The sequence below is a fragment of the Mycobacterium sp. 852013-50091_SCH5140682 genome, assembly GCF_001665685.1.
Lineage (GTDB): Bacteria > Actinomycetota > Actinomycetes > Mycobacteriales > Mycobacteriaceae > Mycobacterium.
In genome coordinates this window covers 43,179-60,700 of the sequence record NZ_LZTB01000006.1, presented here as the reverse complement: position 1 = coordinate 60,700, position 17,522 = coordinate 43,179, and the positions used below count along the sequence as shown (strand labels likewise).

Here is a 17,522-nt window from a genome sequence, read left to right as displayed (position 1 = left end):
TGAGTGTCTGGTGAAGCGTATCACTATGAGGCCAGGTAAGGCCATACTGAACTGCGGTGATACGTATCAGCAAGATCGGTGTTATCGCTGGCCCGTTAAGTACTGCGCCGGCACCGGCCGGCGAGATTGCAGTAGCGCGCTACCGAGTTCGAGCCGCGGTGCGGGGGCGACGATTCCCTCGGCTCATCGAGCAGGAGATTGGGGGACCCGGATGTCCGACCTGCCGGCAGAGCGGTCACCCAAGCTCGTACAAGGCGTTGAGTTCGCAGCATTTCGCCGCAGGGCGATGCGAAAGTGGATCAAACGGCACGGGCGGGTCTTCGAGATCAACATCCCCTTCTTCGGCCGGTCCGTCGTGGTGTCCGACCCGGACGTGGTGCGGTCGGTGTGTACCGCGAGCACGGACCAGTTGGTCAACGTGCAACCGAATCTCAGCAACTGGTTCGGCCCGGGATCCACATTCGGTCTCGACGGCAAGCGTCATCGTGATCGGCACCGGCTACTGGCACCGGCTTTTCACGGGAGCAGCCTGACGCGCTATGAGCGGGTGATCGAGGACGAGACCCTGAGGGAGACCGCGAATTGGCCTGATGGCAAGGAATTCCGGATTCTCGAGCCGATGAACCGGATCACCCTGAGGGTGATCCTGCGGATCATCTTCGGCGTCGACGGGACCGGAGGCGACGAACTGGCACACCTCGGCACGATCATCCCGCCCTACATGAAACTGGGACAGCTGTTGGCATTCGTGCCGGCTCCAGCCTTCCGGGCGGGACGCTACAACCCGTGGGGCAGGCTCGACGAATTGCGCGACGCATTCGACCGGATCGCAGGCACGCTGGTCGACCGAGCCTACGCCGATCCTGATCTGCGCGAGCGGCCCGACATCCTGGCATTCCTGCTGCGCAGCAATCGCGACGACGACACCGGAATGTCGCATCGGGACATCTGCGACGAACTGCTGACCCTCGTCTGTGCCGGCCACGAAACCACCGCGTCGGCACTGGCCTGGACATTTGAGCGGTTGCGGCGCCACCCGGACGCGCTGGCTGAATTGGTAAGAGAGGTTGACGAGGGCGGCAGCGCATTCCGCCGGGCCACCATCGCCGAGTCTCTACGGGTGCGCACCGTCATCGATGTGTTCGGCCGACGGGTCAGCTCGCCCAACTTCCACCTCGGCCGGTGGCGGGTTCCACAAGACCGCACAGTGCTGGTGCGCATCGCCGATGTTCACGAGAATCCGGACGTCTTCGCACATCCCGAACGATTCGACCCGAACCGCTTCCGCGATGCCCGGCCGGCGGCACCGAACTGGCTGGCGTTCGGCGGCGGGGCGCGGCGGTGTATCGGCGCCGATTTCGCGATCGCCGAGATGGATGTCGTGCTGCGAACGGTGCTGCGGGACTTCCAGATCCACACCGATACCGCCGCCGACGAGAAGTCGCATTTCCGCGGCGTTGCCCATATCCCGAGACTCGGCGGCCGCGTGACAATGAACCGAAGGTAGACGACGATGACGACTCGACTGATCAGGCCATCGCGCATCGAGCGGCGCGACATCTGCTGCACTGTCGGCGACGCTATCGTCGCGAACCTCGCGGTTCACATCGTCTTCTTCTTCGAGCGGCACCTTGAGGCGGCGACACTCAGCCGGGCGTTTGCGCGCGCGCTCACGGCTCTGCCGATCTTCGCCGGACGCATGGCGATCGGTGCCGGCGCGATGCGAATCCGCTGCGCCGGGCAAGGTGTACCCTTCACCGTCGCCTCGGACGGCCGCACGTTGTCCGACGCCGTCCGTGCAACCTCGACGGACGACGGGGGATGGCTCGTCGACACGGTGAACGGGCCCACCGCGCGATGGGGATTGGGCCCGTTGTGCAAGGTGCGTGTCACGCATCTCGCCGACGGTGCGACCGCGATCGGAGTCTCGTGGCACCACGTGCTCGGCGACATGCAGACGTTGATGCACCTCATGAATGCGTGGGCCGCTGCTGCCGCGGGAAAGCCACTGGCGCAGCCGTTGATCGTCGAAGATCGCGCCGCCTACCTCGACGAGCACCTCCCTGCCGATGGCGCGCAGGAACCCGGGGTGCGTTGCGCCCGGCTCGCCGAACTCGCCCGCAGCGCGCTGTACTTGGCCAAGGATGCGCGCAAGCAGCGGACCCTGAGCTTCCACTTCGGAGAAGGCGAAATCGCCCGCATGCGCGACGCGTATGGGAAACAGCTCCGGCTCACCGCGAACGACGTTGTGTGCGGCCATGTTTCCGAAGTGATCATGACCGCCGATCCGGTGGTGGATCGCCGTACCCTCGCAATTGCGGTGAATGCGCGGAATCGGTGTCGCCTCGACCCGATGCTCGTCGGCAACATCATCACCACACTGAATATCGACGTGCGGCACGGCGAGTCGGCAGGCACGATCGCCGAACGCATCCGTCACCGCGTGGACCACTTCGCCGACGAGTACTGCGACATGCGGATCAACCAGACGTTTTTCGACAGTGTCGGTGCGTGGCGAGCGGCCCGGTGTGTATCCGCCGCCTTCGAAGCAGGCCGGTGGAACCCCGTCATCTCGAACTGGAGCGGCTTCGGCGCCTACCGTCTCCAGTTCCAAGACACCTTCCTGTCCTACTACACGCCGTTGCTGAAAGTGCCCGTAGCGGGACTCGGTGCGCTGGTGGAAGGTGCAGGGGGTCGCGGCTTGGTCTTTCAGATGGCATTGCCGCCCAAGGAATTCGCGACGTTGTCCAGTCCGGCGGTTCGGGACCACGTGCACCGGTTCCGGCGTGCGGGTGACGACGTCCCGGCGTACACACAGTGAGCGCGGCTGAGCTAACCGGTCCTCAGCACCTCTGTGGGTTCCAGTCGTCGCGTATAGAACACCGGATATGCCGCGGCAGCCAGAACGAGCATCATCACCGCTGTCACCGCGGTGAGCAGCGGTAGCCCCAGCACCGCCCAGCCGACCTTGATGCCGTAGTACACCGGCGATCCCAATGACCACAGATAGGTCAGCCCGATGCCGCCGAGCCCGCCGGAAACAGCGACCAGTAACCCGAGAAGAACGGCATACGCGATGATGACGGCCTGCTCCTGGCGCCGGGTGACGCCGATGGACCGCAGCACCGCCCGTTCGCGTTTGCGCTGGAGCAGACCCAGCACAAAGACATTCAGCACACTCAGTCCCGCGGCTGCCATCACCACGTACCCCGCGATCGTGAACGGCTTCAAGAAGCGGGTGATCCCAGAGCTGGCGGCGGTGCGCCACTGCTCGTTGTCGTACACCGACAGTCCGGCGTCGAGGGCGAGAAAAGCATCGCGGTGCGCGGACGCCTCGGCGGGCGAAGAATATTGGACCGCAACCTGATCGCGCACGGCGGCCCAGCTCGAACGTGCCACGCCGTCTGATGCCAGGACGACATCGCCCACCGCGGTGTCATCGACCATCTGCGGATGGAAGACACCGGCTACCTGGAATTGCTTGCGGCCGTGGATGGTCGGCAGCTCGACGGTGTCGCCCGTGGTCACGCCGAGCCGGCTTGCAGCAATCTCACTGAGGGCGATCTGCCCGTCCCGCAGTCCCTTCCACATCGTGTCGCCGTCCCGGATCGGTTGGTACAGCGCCTGGCTGTACCAGCTACCCGGGGTGACGCCGATGACGAGACGCGACAACGTTCCCGACGAAATGGTCGAACGCCAGCGCGACGACACCTCATGCCCATCGGCGGCCTTGGCGATCAGGTCGAACGTCGGGTCGGCAATATGGCCGTCCCGCTGATCGAGCACCGATTGAGCGGTGACGAGCAACGACGAGGGCAGCAGGGCAGTCTTTTGTTCGGCGACCTGCGCGGTGCCGAGCAGTTGCATGCTCTGCGAGCCGATGGCCAGCCCGGTGCCATCCACGAGCAGCGCGGCCGACAGTGCGAACAGCACTGCGTAGCGGCGCACATCGGCCCGCAGCAGGCGCCCGAGGTCCGGCCGCGCCACGGTCAGTATGTCGATGACTCGCTCGGCACCCCGGGGGGCGAACCACACCGTCACCAGGATCACGCCGAACAGTCCGGCGGTCATTCCGTTGATGCCGACGTTCAACGGCAACGATCCCCGTTCGAAGAACTTCATCAGCACCACGGCGCCGCCCGCGATTGCCACCCCCACCGGCAGCGGCCACAGCGGAATCGTCCTGAGCCGCTGCACACCTCCCGCGCTTGCCATCGACGCCAGCGGCCCCTCCCGAACCAGCCGCAGCGCCGGACCGACCATCGCGAGTACACCCGCGCAGACTCCGGCGGAAGCGCCGATCACGATCAGGCTCGGAGTGAAATGCGCCGTGATGGTGCCACCGGAACCGGCCAACATGGATCGTCCGAACATGTTCACCAGATACGTGCCGAGCGCGAAGCCGCCGGGCACACCCAGCAGTCCGCCCAACAGGCCGACAACCGCACCCTCGCTGAGCATCCCGCTGAACAATCCGGCGGGTTTGGCGCCGATGGCGCCGATGGTCCCCATCACCGCCCGGCGGTCCTCGATGGCCAACAGAATGGTGTTCACCGCGATGAGGCAACCGATCAACACACCGGCCAGCACGGTGAGATTGAAGCTCTGCGTGCCGTTTTCGAGTATCGCAGGCTGGTGTGGCCGAGGTGGTCCCGCCGTGGCGACGTCGGCGATGACGCGATCGACCTCCGCTGTGATGTCAGTGTCGTCTCTCGGTATGGCGAACGCCGCCGTGACGTACCCGGGTATTCCGAGCAGGCCTGCGGCGACCTCCGCCGACGGTGCGAACATGACGTAGCCGTTGTTGATCGACTCGACGCGGTCGAACTCGGGAAACGTCCAACCGACGTGGGCCGAGCCGGCGGGCAAGCCCGGGATGTGCAGTTCGTCGCCGAGCCCGAGGCCATGCCGATCCGCGATGACCGCCGGGATCTGCATCGGGACGCCCGGGCCGTCCGCGGCCTTGCTCTCTTGCACGCGCTGCTCGCAGTTGAACGATCCGACGAGCAACTGGATCTGGCATGACCCGCCGAGCAGAAAGAACCCGTGGGTGGTGTCGGCTCCGAGCCCAGAAACTGTGACCGGTGTCAGGCCCGCCACGATCGGGACGACCGCCGCTGCCCCGGTTACCTTGTCGCGCAATGCATCCACAGTCTCGATCGGTAGCCGGCCGCTGATATTCGGGACGACCTCGACTACTCGCCGGTCGGCGGCGTGGGTGAGCGACGGACCGAACGCATCGAATGGGCGGTTGAGTTCGGCTTTGAGGATCAGAGTGCCCAGCACGATCGCCACCCCGACCGCGACGCCGATGATGCTGAGCAGGGTCCGCCGCCAGTCCGCGATCAAGGCGCCCAGGTGGATACGCCGGAACGACAACCACCCGGCCCGCAGCTTGCGCATCATCGTGCTTCGACCGTCGGGGCATCCTCCGAGCACACCCGTCCGTCGACCAGGTGCACCTCGCGGGTTCCGTAGCCGGCTGCGGTCTGATCGTGGGTGACCAGGACAACCGCCGCGCCGTCTTCATCGGAGAGTTCGCGCAGAAGGTCCAAAACCGCTGTCGACGAATGACTGTCGAGGTTTCCGGTCGGCTCGTCGGCGAGGATGATGGACGGCTGGGCGACCAGCGCGCGCGCCACCGCGACTCGCTGCATCTGCCCGCCGGACAGTTCGGCGGGCCGGTGCCGTGCCCGGTCACCCAGGCCGACCCGCAGCAGCAGTTCCAGCGCACGCGCGTCTGCCGAGCGGGCCGGGACTCCGTCGAGCACCAGCGGCAGCGACACGTTCTCGACCGCGCTCAGCGCCGGCAGCAGGTTGAAGAACTGGAATACGAATCCGAGATGTCGGCGCCGGAAGGCGGCGCGAGCGCCGGTGCTCATCTCCCACATGTCTTGACCGGCCACGGTCACCATGCCCTCATCCGGCGCGTCCAGCCCGCCGGCGATGTGCAGGAGGGTCGACTTGCCGGACCCCGACGGTCCTGTCACAACGACGAATTCTCCTGCCTCCAAAGTAAAGTCGAGACCGTCGACCACCCGCACCTGCTCATCGCCGGTGCGGTAGGTCTTGACGATGTCCACGAGCTGCAGTACGGGCGCCATGCCTTCTCCCTCGGGACGGTGTGCCCGAGTCATCGTCGCGCATGCTGGCGGCTCCGACCTCAGTACCGCGGCACTGCACTGCGGGACGGGACCGGCACACGACTACTGAGCCCATCTGTGACGTCGCCGTCAATATCGTCCTCTCGCGGTGCTGTGCGTCTTATCCTTGGGCGATCGAGGGTCGACGCGCCCTGGATGGGCGGTACCGAGATGACGACGGACGTGGCATGCGGGTCGTGCGGCACCCCGTTGCGCGCGAATGCCAAGTTTTGTGATGAGTGCGGTTCCCGTACTGCGCGCCGCGCCGATATCACGGAGTACAAGCAGGTGACCGTGCTGTTCGCTGATGTGGTGCGGTCGATGGACATCGCGGCCACCCTGGATATCGAACGATTGCGTGACATCATGACCCAGGTGGCGGAGCGTTGTGCCGCGGTGGTCCGCCGGTACGGCGGCGGCATGGTGGACTTCACCGGCGATGGTGTCATGGCGGTGTTCGGAGCGCCGGTGGCGTTGGAGGACCATGCTTTTCGGGCCTGCCTGGCAGCGTTGGCCATCCAGGACGAGGCGAACCGGTTGGCCGACGAGGTCCGGCAACGCGACGGGGTGGGACTGCGGCTGCGGGTGGGGCTGAATTCGGGTCGGGTGATTGTCGGCGAGATCGGGTCGGGGGCGCTGGGCTATACCGCGACCGGTGAGGCTGTCGGGTTCGCGCAGCGGATGGAATCGGTGGCGCCGCCCGGCGGTGTGATGCTCTCGGAATCGACGGCGCGGTTGGTCGAATCTGCCGCGGTCCTGGGTGCGCCGGAAATGGTCCGCATCAAAGGCGGCGACGTACCCGTACCCGCACGCCGGTTGCTCGGACTGAGGCCGCGCCACGGTGCCATGCCCCGCAGAGAGGCACGCCTGGTTGGTCGGGATGCGGAGATGGCGGTGATCGGCGCGCTGGTGGATCGGGCAGCTTCGGGCCGCGGTGGGGTCGTGAACGTGGTGGGCCCGGCGGGCATCGGCAAGAGCCGCGTGGCCCGGGAGGCTGCGGCGCTCGCGGGGGATCGGGGGGTTGCCGTGTTCTGGTCCTACTGCGAATCCCATGCCCGCGACGTGCCATTCCATGCCGTGACGCGGTTGCTGCGCGAGGGACTCGGCGTGGCTGCCCTCGACGGGGAAGCAGCGCGCGCCCGGGTCCGCGAACGTCTGCCGAACGCGGACGCCGCGGATCTGCTGCTGCTCGACGATCTGCTCGGGATTGCCGACCCCGCGGCGCCGCTGCCCCAGATCGACTCCGATGCCCGGCGCCGCCGCCTGACGGCATTGCTCAACGCGGCCACTCAGACGCGTGCCGAACCGGCGCTCGTCATCATCGAGGATGCCCACTGGATCGACGAGGTCAGTGAGTCGATGCTGGCCGATCTCCTCGCCGCCGTCGCAGACACTCCGTCACTGGTGCTGATCACTTTCCGACCTGAATACGACGGCGTGCTGCAGGCGGTACCGAATAGGCAGACGATAGCGCTTGCGCCCCTGGGCGATTCGGATGCTGCCACGCTGTTGGGCGAGCTGCTGGGTTCAGCGCCCTCTGTTGGTGAGCTGGCGGAGGTCATCGCCGACCGAGCAGCGGGCAATCCGTTCTTCGCCGAAGAGATGGTGCGTGAGTTGGCTCAGCGCGGAACATTGACCGGCGAGGGTGGCGGCTATGTTTGTCGGGTCGACGTCGCCGAGGTGAGCGTGCCCGCGACAGTGCAGGCGGCGATCGAGGCCCGCATCGACCGATTGAGCGCCACGGGGAAACGCAGCGTGTACGCGGCATCGGTGATCGGTGCCCGCTTCGAGCGTAAGTTGTTGGGTGCGTTGGGAATCGATGTCGACCTCGACGAGCTGCTGAACACCGAGTTGATCGATCGGGTGAGCGTGGACTCCGGCCAGTACGCCTTCCGCCATCCGCTGATCCGCGCGGTCGCCTACGAATCGCAGCTGAAATCCGATCGTGCCAATTGGCATCGCCGGCTGGCATCGATCATCGAAGAAGGCAACCCTGAGGCCTCCGATTCGAATGCCGCACTCATAGCCGAGCACCTCGAGTCGGCAGGCGAATCGCACGCCGCATACGGCTGGCACATGCGTGCCGGCGGTTGGTCGGCGACCCGCGATGTCCGCGCAGCCCGCCTCAGCTGGGAGCGGGCCCGTGTGATCGCCGACTCGCTGCCCGTCGAGAGTCCCACCCGGCTGGCGATGCGTGTCGCACCCCGGACCATGCTGTGTGCCACTGATTGGCAAGCGCGGGCACCACAGGAAAGCCAGGGGCGCTTCGACGAACTGCGCGAGCTGTGCGGTGCAGCGGGTGACAAGGTCTCGTTGGCCATCGGCATGACCGGGCTGGCCACCGAGCACGTGTTCGCGGGGCGGCGCGAGGGCTCGCGGCTGGCGTCGGAGCAGATGGCGCTGCTCGACGCGATCGGCGATCCCTCCTTGATGATGGGGCTGGCGTTCATCGCATTCGCCAACTGGTTCAGCGTTGGTGAGTTCGGCGAGATCCTGCGATGGTCGCAGACCATCATCGATCTGGCTGCGGGCGATCCCGCCAAGGGAGCCGGCTTCGGTTTCGGCTCGCCACTTGCCGTAGCGGTGGCATTTCGGGGAATCGCGCGGTGGTGGTTGGGCCGTCCCGGGTGGCGTCAGGACCTTGACGGCGCTGTCACGTTGGCCCGAGACAGCGACCCCATCACGCTCAGTGTGGTCGTCACGTGGACGTACGGGCTCGGGCTTGTATACGGGGTGCTTCGGGCCGACGACTCAACGCTCGACGCGATGACGGAGGCGGTGCAGACGGCGGAATGGGCGAGTAGCGACATCGCACTGATCTTCGCCGAATTCGCATTGGGTGGTGCGCTGCTCTGTCGGGATTCCTTGGCTGACCGTGACCGTGGGCTGGAGCTCATTGTGCAGGCCCTCGAATGGCAGCGGGAGCGGATGCCGTCCCTGGTTCCTTCCACCGAGTTGGCTCTCGGCCGGGAGAAGGCCGTGCGCGGCGACCATGATGCTGTCATACCGGTGATGCGCCAAGCCGTGGACGATCTATGCCGGATCGGGTGGTACGGGTATGCCGTATACGGCATCGGGGCTATGGTGGAGACGCTGCTCGAGCGCGGCACCGACCATGACCTGGCCGAAGCCGAAGAAGCGATCATGCGATTGGGAGACCTTCGGGCCGAACAGGATTCGGCGATGTGCACCCTGATGATGCTTCGGCTGCGCGCGTTACTCGCGCGTGCCAGGGGCACCGACGTAGCCTTCCGGGACTGGGCGTTTCAGTACCGCGAGATGGCGGAATCCCTTGGCTTCGAAGTTCATATCGCGCAGGCCAACGCCATATGCGAAGGCGCGGAATAGGATTCAGCGCCGGTCGGGAACCATCGCCGAGGCCCGGGCACTGTGGCCCTCGAACCCGAGAGACTCGGACAGTTCGCGGTAGCGCCGCACCACGTCTCGGTAGACCCCAGCATCGCCCTCTGCTCGGGCCAGCAGTGCGCGCAACCACAACAGGGTGACCCCGACGATCGCCCAATTGTGGTGTGCGGTGGCGGTGTCCAACCGGTCGATCACCGCCTGAGCTTCAGTGACGTCTTCGGCGTCGCCACGCTCCAGCAGCGCCTCCACCAGAAGCCCGGCACCCAGCACTGCGAAGAAGGGCCGCCCGGCGTCGTACAGATCGTCCAGCGCGGTGCGCATCACGTCCACCGCGGCATCGTGGTCGCCGCGCCTCGCCCGCTCGCCGGCGATGGCCAGTTCGCCGACGGGGACCAGGAAGTCAACGGACTCGTGGGACCACGCATCGCGGGCCTGCATCATCAGTTCCAGTCCGCGGTCCCGATCGCTCTCCGAATCCCGGTGCAGCAGTGCAGTGGCCAGCGCGTACTGGACGATGCTGAACGCGGTATCGCTGGAACCCTCGGCGATCTGCGCCGCCTGCTCGATCGCGTGCAACGCGGTGTCGTCGGCCCGAAGCACACCGAACGCGATCGGCAGACCGTAGGTCCAGCCCACCACCATGGCCAGCGTCGTCGGGTCACTGCCTTGAGCCATCACGACGGCGTCAGCCATGTTCTGGCGCCACCCGGATTGGCCGAGCCACCACTGTGCGATGCCCCGCCACGCCAGAGCGGCCGCCAGTGGCGAACCGAATCCGAACTCGGCGCCCATGGCGGCATCACCGTCAGCACGCTCGATCACGGTCTGCGACCACCGCACGATCTCACCGAACTCGCCCGCGTCGAACCAGTTGTTGAACGCGATGAACGACGTACCCACCATCGGCGCGGGATCTTCGAGCGACTCGAGCAGCGTCATCTGTTCGGACGCCAACCGCGAGCCCTCCCGTGTGCGCCCGGCGAACATCAGCTCGGTCTCCAGGCCGTTCATGCCGATCGCCAGCGAGACCTTGTCCCCGGCCGCCTCGCACAACGCGCGCAGCTCGTCGAACCGGTCGCGAGTACCCCGGATCGCCTGCCAACCGGTCGCACACAGTAACGCGCGGGGCGCGATGCGCATCGGCAGTCGGTCGTCGTCGCCATCGGGCAGCCGGTCAGCGATCCGCCGCGCCCGCTCCCAGCTGACCCGGGCCGCTCCGATGTCACGGTTGGCCGACCACGCGCCGGCACGCATGTGCCAGTCGTACGCGGGGTGCAGATCGCCCGCGGACTCGAAGTGTTCGGCTATCAATGCCGCATTCTGGTCTGCCGACTCGGCGCTACTCGTCTCGATCGCGGCGGCTACCCGGCGGTGGAGGTCGGCCCGGTCGGACTTCAACTGCGATTCGTAGGCGACCGCGCGGATCAGCGGATGGCGGAAGGCATATTCCGGGTTCGCGGCGATCTGAACCTGATCGATCAGCTCCGCTCTCAGCAGTTCGTCGACGACCCCGTCGACGTCCAGAGCGTCGAGCAGATCGGCCTCGAAGCGGGCCCCGATCACCGATGCCGCGTACACCGTCCGTTTGCCTTCGGCGGTCAGTCGGTCGATGCGCGCCTCGATGGCGGCCTGCACCGTGGCGGGCACAGTCACTTCGGCGACGTCGACTCGGCAGACATAGCCGCCTCGTTCACCCGTCAACACGCCGCGCTGCACCAACTCGCGCACCATCTCCTCGGTGAAGAACGGATTTCCCGCAGCCCTGTCGACGATGACTGCCGCCACCTCCGCGACCGTCGGGTCTGTGCCAAGCAGGTCGTCGATCAGTGTCGCGGTGTCCGAATCGCCCAGCGGGGAAAGGGGTATCGCCCGGGAGCCGGGTATGTGGTCGAGCGTTCCGCAGTACTCGGGGCGGGCGGTCATCAGGACCAGCGTGGGAGTGCCAGGGATCACGGTGAGAAATGCGGCCAGCATCGCCTCGCTGGCCGCGTCGATCCAGTGGACGTCTTCGATGATGAACAGGGCAGGCTCCGCACGTGCCAGTGACACGGTGTTGACCAGCGCGGTCAGCCGGCGACGACGCGCATCCGGATCGATCTGGGGTAGCGCCACATCGGGGTCTGCCACGCCCAGCAGGTCGTCGAGCAGCAGCAGGTCTTGCGGATCGGCGTCTGGAATCCGTTGTCGGAGATGGGTTCGCGCTGCTTCGCCGTGAAGCTCCGCGATGCCGATGCCCGCCCGGAGCAGTCGTGTCACCGCGTGGAACGAAACATCGCGAGCATGCGATTCGCAGAACGTGCAGAACACCTGCACGCCGCACATCGACGCGAGTGCGGCGGCCTCGCGCGCGACGCGGCTCTTGCCGATACCCGGTGGCCCCACCACGTTCACCACGACACCGCGGCCGGCCACCGCATCGTCCACCGCTGCGGCAAGCGTCGCCATCTCCCCCCGCCGCCCGACCAGCCGCGCCTCGGCACGTCCGGCCAAGCCGTCCCGTGGTTCGACGCCGACGAGCCGGCGCGCAGCCACCGGTGCGTCGGATCCCTTGATGCGCACCCACTCTGGCTCTGCGAGCACAGCAAGCTGCTCGACGAGCCGGGCCGTCGACTCCGAGAGAAGTACGCCACCCGGCGGGGCGGCGGATTCCATGCGCTGCGCCATCCCGACCTGTCGCCCGATAGTTCGGTAGCCCAACGTTCCCGATCCGATCTCCCCGGCGATCACCCGACCGGAATTCAGACCCACCCGCAGCCGCAGTCCCACCCCGTCGCGTTGCCCGACCTCGTCTGCCAACCGCCTCGCCTCGTCTTGGATGGCCAACGCCGCCAAGCATGCCCGAAAAGCGTGATCCTCCAACGCCACCGGCGCTCCGAAGACCGCCATGACCCCGTCGCCGGTGAAATCCACGGTGCCCCCACCGTACCGGCGCACGACCGCCGCCGAACGCTCCGCCACTTGGGTCATGATGTCGCGCAGTCGCTCGATATCCAGCGCGGCCGCGATGTCCATCGAGCGCACCACGTCGGCGAACAGCACGGTCACCTGCTTGTACTCCGCCGCATCACCGGAAACAACCACTGGTGTGCCGCATTCGTCGCAGAACTTGGCCCTCGCCCGCAGGACAGTGCCACACGACCCGCATGCCACATCCGCCGTCATTCGATCACCGCCGAATCCGCGAAGCGGTCAAGGGTTGTCATCGTCGGGTGGTTGTCGTGGGGGCAGCAGGCCGCCGAGTTCGTCACGGCTGGTGGTCTCGGTCTTGAGCATCGCGCGGTACAGATGACTCTCGACGGTACGAACCGACAGCGTGAGACGTTCGGCGACGGCTTGATTGGACAACCCCGCGGCGACCAGCATGACGATCTCACGTTCCCGATTGGTCAACGGCAAAGCTCCGGCCGCCGCGCTGAGCGCGGGGGAGCTGACGCCGCCACACTGCTCGGCGAGGGCACTCGCGCGTGACGAGCAGGTCAGCGCCGAACCGCGCAGACCCTGGCCGCGGTACACGCCTGCGGCGTGGGCGGCACAGTCGACTGCGGCGACGACGTCGCCCATGTTCTCGAATTCCACCGACAGGCCGGCCAACTCGACGGCATCGCCCGTGCCCAAGGCCTCGGCGAAGCGGGCGGCAAGACCGGCGCGTGGCCCCTCGACGATCGACTCGAGCTCTCGCAACCGCGCCGCGCCGGAACGATCGCCGAATTGGGTTGCGGTCTGCAGACAAGCCACCTCCGCGGCGAATTGCCGTTTTTTACAGGCAGTTTCGGAGGCTGACAGCAACAGGGCGATCGCCTCGCTGACGGCACCCAGGCCCGCGGCCACCCATGCCTGGGCGATGGCGCGTTCGTACTCCAGCTTCCGGAATCTGCGCGGCAGCTCCTCCAGCGCGGACAGTGCGGACGCAGCCTCAGTGGTTGCGCCGCGTATGGCAAGCCCTGTCGCATGGATGACCTGATAGCGGTATCCCCAGCCGGTGGCGTAGCCCGCGTGTGACAGGCCCATCGTCGCTTGATCGAGCAGCGCACATGCGGTTTTCAACCGGCCCGCACCCAGGGCCGCGCGCCCTGCCAGGGCCGCTCCGAGCAGTTGGGCGGTACCGGGGAGATCGGCGGCCTGCTCGCGCACGTGGTCGGCCACCTGCACCGCTTCGCCGATCCGGCCGGACAGCAGCAGTGCACTGATGTGAGCGTCGGCGATGTTGAACGTCATCTGCGGTGCGTCGTAAGACCGGATCGCAATGGAGTAGCCGGCCTCCGCGGCGGCGATGGCGGCGGTGGTCTGTCCGGCGTCGGCCGATACCGCGGCGTGCACCCAGGCGGCCTCGGCGCCGACGATGGCGGGAAGGTGCTCGAGCACAAGGTGTTCCGTATAGCCCGCGGCTGCAACCGGGTCATCCATGGCGAACGAATACACGGCCAGGAACGCGTCGGTATAGCTGCGTACCTGGCGTGACCCGGTGTGGGAGGCCTCTTCGATGAGGCGCTTGGCGTCCGCGGGGGTCCCGAGCACCCACAGCATGTTGCTGGCCCGCAGGAAAGCCAGTCGCGCACGGTCGGATTCGGACAGTGATGCGGTGGGGATCTCGGTGAGGACGGCGTCGGCTTGCTCGCCGCGGCCCAGCCACGACAGCGCATGTGCCCGGATGAAAGCCGGCTCGGGTCCGGCTCCGGCGCGGGCTGCAGCGTCCGCGAGCCGGTCCGCCAGTGGCAGGTCTGCCAGCCAGACGGCGCCGCGGGCCGCCCTGACGAGCAGCTCCGCGTCGGGTGGGAGGTCCGAATCCAGGCTCAACGTGGCACGCCGCACCGCGGCTCGGATGTCGTGGCCGTCATCGACTGCGGCCAACTCGGTGGCGACCAGCCCGCACAGCCGCCGGAGCCGGGTGGCGGGCGCACGTCGGCGGCGGACCTCGCCGTAGAGCGGATGGGCGACTCGGACCTCCACGCCACCCGCCGCGGTCTCCAGGGTGATGAGGCCGCGAGTGTCTGCCTCTTCGACGGCGGCGGCACCGGCGATGCGTCGCAGGGCCCCGAGTTCGATGGGCTCGCCGACCGCCAGCGCGTCGACCACATCACCGACCGCGCCCGGCAGGACTCCGATGCGGGATTCGATCAGTTCCACGAGGTTGGGTGGCATCACCGGATCGCCGGTCCACTGCCAGAACCCATGTCGCTGCACCAACCGGCCGTCGACGATCTCCTGCTCGACGATGTTGCGCAGGTACAACGCGTTGCCCTGGGTCAATGCCCAAAGGCGTTGGGCGGCATGGGCGTCTATCGATCCGCCAAGGGTGGCCGAGAGGAGCGCCGCGGTTTCGTCAGCGGTCAGCGGCTGAAGGTCGAGCCTGGTGAACTCGCCGACCTTCAATATCTCCCCGAGCGCTGCGGAGCTCGGCTCGTCACGAACCGTCAGGATGACCTTCGCCGCGCCGCGTTGTACGAGCTGATGCACCACGAACATCGACAGTTCGTCAAGCAGCTGCACGTCGTCGACGCCCAGTACCACCGGGGCACCGTCGGGGGTGGATGTGAGGGTCTCGATCACCGCACGCAGTAGCTGAAGTGTGTCGTTGGCACCCGACGTGGCCCATGCGGTGAACGCACCAAGGGGGACGGACTGGGCGGCGGTGGTGCCCACCACCCACCGGCATTCGTATCCCCGTGACTCGGCGACCGCCAGCGCTTCGCGAGCAATCCGGCTCTTGCCCACACCCGCGGCCCCGCACATGAGGATTCCGGAGGCATCGGAAGCCGACAGCGCGGCTTCGACGAAGCTCATCTCCTTCATGCGACCGGTTAACGGCCACGTCAATCGCACGAAAGGAGCTTAGGTTCGCCGCGGCGGTTCAGGGGCGGCTTCGGCCGATGAGCTGCGCAGACTACCGCGTCAGTGACACCAGTTCTTCGCAGAACCGCACAGTCTCGGCGTCGGAGGTGGCCAGCGGATGCACCAGCATCGTGGTCACGCCCGCCTCGGCATAGGCGGCGAGTCGTTCTTTCACGAATTCCGTTGGCCCGACCAGGGATACGTTGCGCACCAGCTCGTCGGGTACGGCCGCGACGGCCTCGGCCTTGTTGCCTGCCAGGTAGAGATCCTGGATGTGATCGGCAACTTCGCCGAATCCGTAGCGGGTGGCGAGATTGTGGTAGAAGTTCTTGCCGCGGGCGCCCATGCCGCCGATGTACAGGGCCAGTTGGGGTTTCGCCCATGCCAGCCGGTCATCGACGTCGTCGCCGATGGCCAGGCTCGCGCTGACCATCACGTCAAGCGGCCCCAGTTCCGGATCGCGTTTGGAGGCACCTGCGCGCAGCGCGTCACCCCAGACGGCGTCGGCCTTCTCGGGGTAGTAGAAGACGGGCTGCCAACCCTCGGCGATTTCGGCGGTCAGTTCCACGTTCTTCGGCCCCAAGGCTGCGATGGTAATCGGGATGCGTTCGCGCACAGGGTGATTGATCAGGTGAAGCGATTTGCCGAGGCCGGTGCCGAGGTCGGCGGGCAGTGGCAGCTGATAGTGCTTGCCGGTGTAGTTGACGTCCTCGCGCCGCCACACCTGGCGGCAGATCTCGACCACCTCGCGCGTGCGGCCCAGCGGCGCGTCGAAGGGGACGCCGTGGAAGCCCTCCACGACCTGGGGGCCGGACGTGCCGATACCGAGCCGGAAGCGGCCGTCGGAGACGTAGTCCACCCCTGCTGCCGTCATCGCCAGCAGTGATGGGGTGCGGGTGTAGATCGGCACCACGCCTGTACCGAGTTCGATGGTCGAGGTCTTGGCGGCGAGGTAGCCCAGCTGACTGATCGCGTCGTACGAATAGGCCTCGGGCACCAGGGCGATGTCGATGCCCACCTTCTCCAGTTCGACCACCTGATCGGCAGCCTCTTTGAATCCGCCCGCGTAGTTGAGAAAGATGCCCGTCCGCATGGTGGAGTTATACACCATCAACTGGTTGGTTGGGCGATGCGCAGACCGGCCAAATGGGCGCTGCTGTCGGATGGGCTCGTACCGCGACATCGACGGAAGTGTTGTTCCATGCGGCTCGAAGCTGCATTTTCGTCAATCTCGCGTGGGCTGGGCGGGTCATGCGGGGGGCTCGGCGCGTCATGGCCCGGGCGCATCAGCCCTTCAGTAGGGCGGCCACCTTGTCCTCCAACTGGACCGGCGGGGCGTCGGGGTCGGCGAACCCGGTGCGCGGCAGCGCCACCTCCGGGTCGGCGAAGTCCCGGTAGGTCTTGTCGCCGGCCAGCGTGGCCAGCAGGTACCCGGTGAGCAGCGCGCGGACCACCTTCTGCGTGCCGCGGTCCGGGCCGGGCAGACCGATGAACCGGCCGAGTTTGCGGCCTTCGACCAGACCGGCAGACTCGGCCTTGTCGACGGTGCGCAGCGTCGAGCCATGCCACGCCGCGGCCAGCTCGGCAGCGTTGGAGCGGATGTTGAGGGGATCGCCCGTCGAGGCGAGGATCAGGCCGGGCACCTTGAGCGACGCCGCCGGCTGTTCTGCCTCCGGCTTGGTGACCGTGGGGAACAGCGCGGCCACCGCCTTCGGGGCGTGCGGTCCGGACGCCAGCCCGGCCGCCGCGAACACCGCGGCCGAACCGCCGAAACCGTGGCCCGCCAGGCCCCGTTTGCCCGGGTGAACGCTGATCTTGCCGGGACCGAGCCGCACGCCGCTGACAATGTCCAGCGTGGCGCCCAGGTCGAAGGCGAAGTTGAGCACCGACGGCGCCACCCCGGCTTCAGTGCTGGGCGCCGCGGCGACGATGCCCCAGGACGCCAGATGCTCCAGGGTGCGGGTGTAGTTCTCGGCTTTCGCCAGCCAGTCGTGTCCGAACGCCACGCCGGGCAGATTCAGACCGGCTTCGGGCGTGTACACGACACCGGGTACGCCGGCGAATGCCAGGTCACCGCGCAGTACGCGGTGCGGTCCGCGGCGGGTCAACGCGCTGAGGAGCTTCTTGGTGCTGGCCACCCGATGACCGTAGCCCACGGCGGTGTCCGGCCACCGGCATTGAGCG

General features: G+C 67.1%; 9 protein-coding genes. 3 read left to right on the top strand and 6 right to left on the bottom strand.

Annotation, left to right across the window (positions count from 1 at the left end):
- Positions 1-211 precede the first annotated feature (211 nt).
- Positions 212-1,507 (top strand): cytochrome P450, encoded by a 1,296-nt coding sequence (locus A5784_RS01405; RefSeq protein WP_064941596.1) that lies wholly within the window; start codon positions 212-214, stop codon positions 1,505-1,507.
- Between the two features lie 6 nt (positions 1,508-1,513).
- Entirely contained in the window at positions 1,514-2,821 is a 1,308-nt protein-coding gene (locus A5784_RS01400) for an acyltransferase (protein ID WP_064941594.1), read from the top strand.
- A gap of 11 nt (positions 2,822-2,832) precedes the next feature.
- Here A5784_RS01400 and A5784_RS01395 read toward each other — a convergent pair whose 3' ends face one another.
- Complete coding sequence (locus A5784_RS01395; RefSeq protein WP_064941592.1) at positions 2,833-5,406, bottom strand: ABC transporter permease; 2,574 nt, start codon at positions 5,404-5,406, stop codon at positions 2,833-2,835.
- Entirely contained in the window at positions 5,403-6,104 is a 702-nt protein-coding gene (locus A5784_RS01390) for an ABC transporter ATP-binding protein (RefSeq protein WP_064941590.1), read from the bottom strand. Before A5784_RS01390 ends, A5784_RS01395 begins: the two co-directional genes overlap by 4 nt.
- A 210-nt stretch (positions 6,105-6,314) precedes the next feature.
- Between A5784_RS01390 and A5784_RS01385 the strand changes: the two genes are divergently transcribed.
- On the top strand, positions 6,315-9,491 hold the full coding sequence (locus A5784_RS01385) for an adenylate/guanylate cyclase domain-containing protein (RefSeq protein ID WP_064941661.1): 3,177 nt from the start codon (positions 6,315-6,317) through the stop codon (positions 9,489-9,491).
- A 3-nt stretch (positions 9,492-9,494) separates the two neighbouring features.
- Here the strand turns inward: A5784_RS01385 and A5784_RS01380 are convergent, their stop codons facing one another.
- The 4 genes from A5784_RS01380 to A5784_RS01365 all read right to left on the bottom strand — a co-directional run bounded on the left by A5784_RS01380 (position 9,495) and on the right by A5784_RS01365 (position 17,476).
- Positions 9,495-12,671, bottom strand: coding sequence for an adenylate/guanylate cyclase domain-containing protein (locus A5784_RS01380; protein WP_064941588.1), 3,177 nt, complete (start codon positions 12,669-12,671; stop codon positions 9,495-9,497).
- 27 nt (positions 12,672-12,698) lie between these two features.
- Entirely contained in the window at positions 12,699-15,290 is a 2,592-nt protein-coding gene (locus A5784_RS01375; protein ID WP_232005900.1) for a LuxR C-terminal-related transcriptional regulator, read from the bottom strand.
- Between the two features lie 100 nt (positions 15,291-15,390).
- Positions 15,391-16,431 carry an LLM class F420-dependent oxidoreductase gene (locus tag A5784_RS01370; RefSeq protein ID WP_064941584.1) on the bottom strand — a complete coding sequence of 347 codons (1,041 nt, stop codon included), beginning with the start codon at positions 16,429-16,431 and terminating at the stop codon, positions 15,391-15,393.
- 193 nt (positions 16,432-16,624) lie between these two features.
- Positions 16,625-17,476 carry a dienelactone hydrolase family protein gene (locus A5784_RS01365; protein ID WP_064941659.1) on the bottom strand — a complete coding sequence of 284 codons (852 nt, stop codon included), beginning with the start codon at positions 17,474-17,476 and terminating at the stop codon, positions 16,625-16,627.
- Positions 17,477-17,522: the final 46 nt, after the last annotated feature.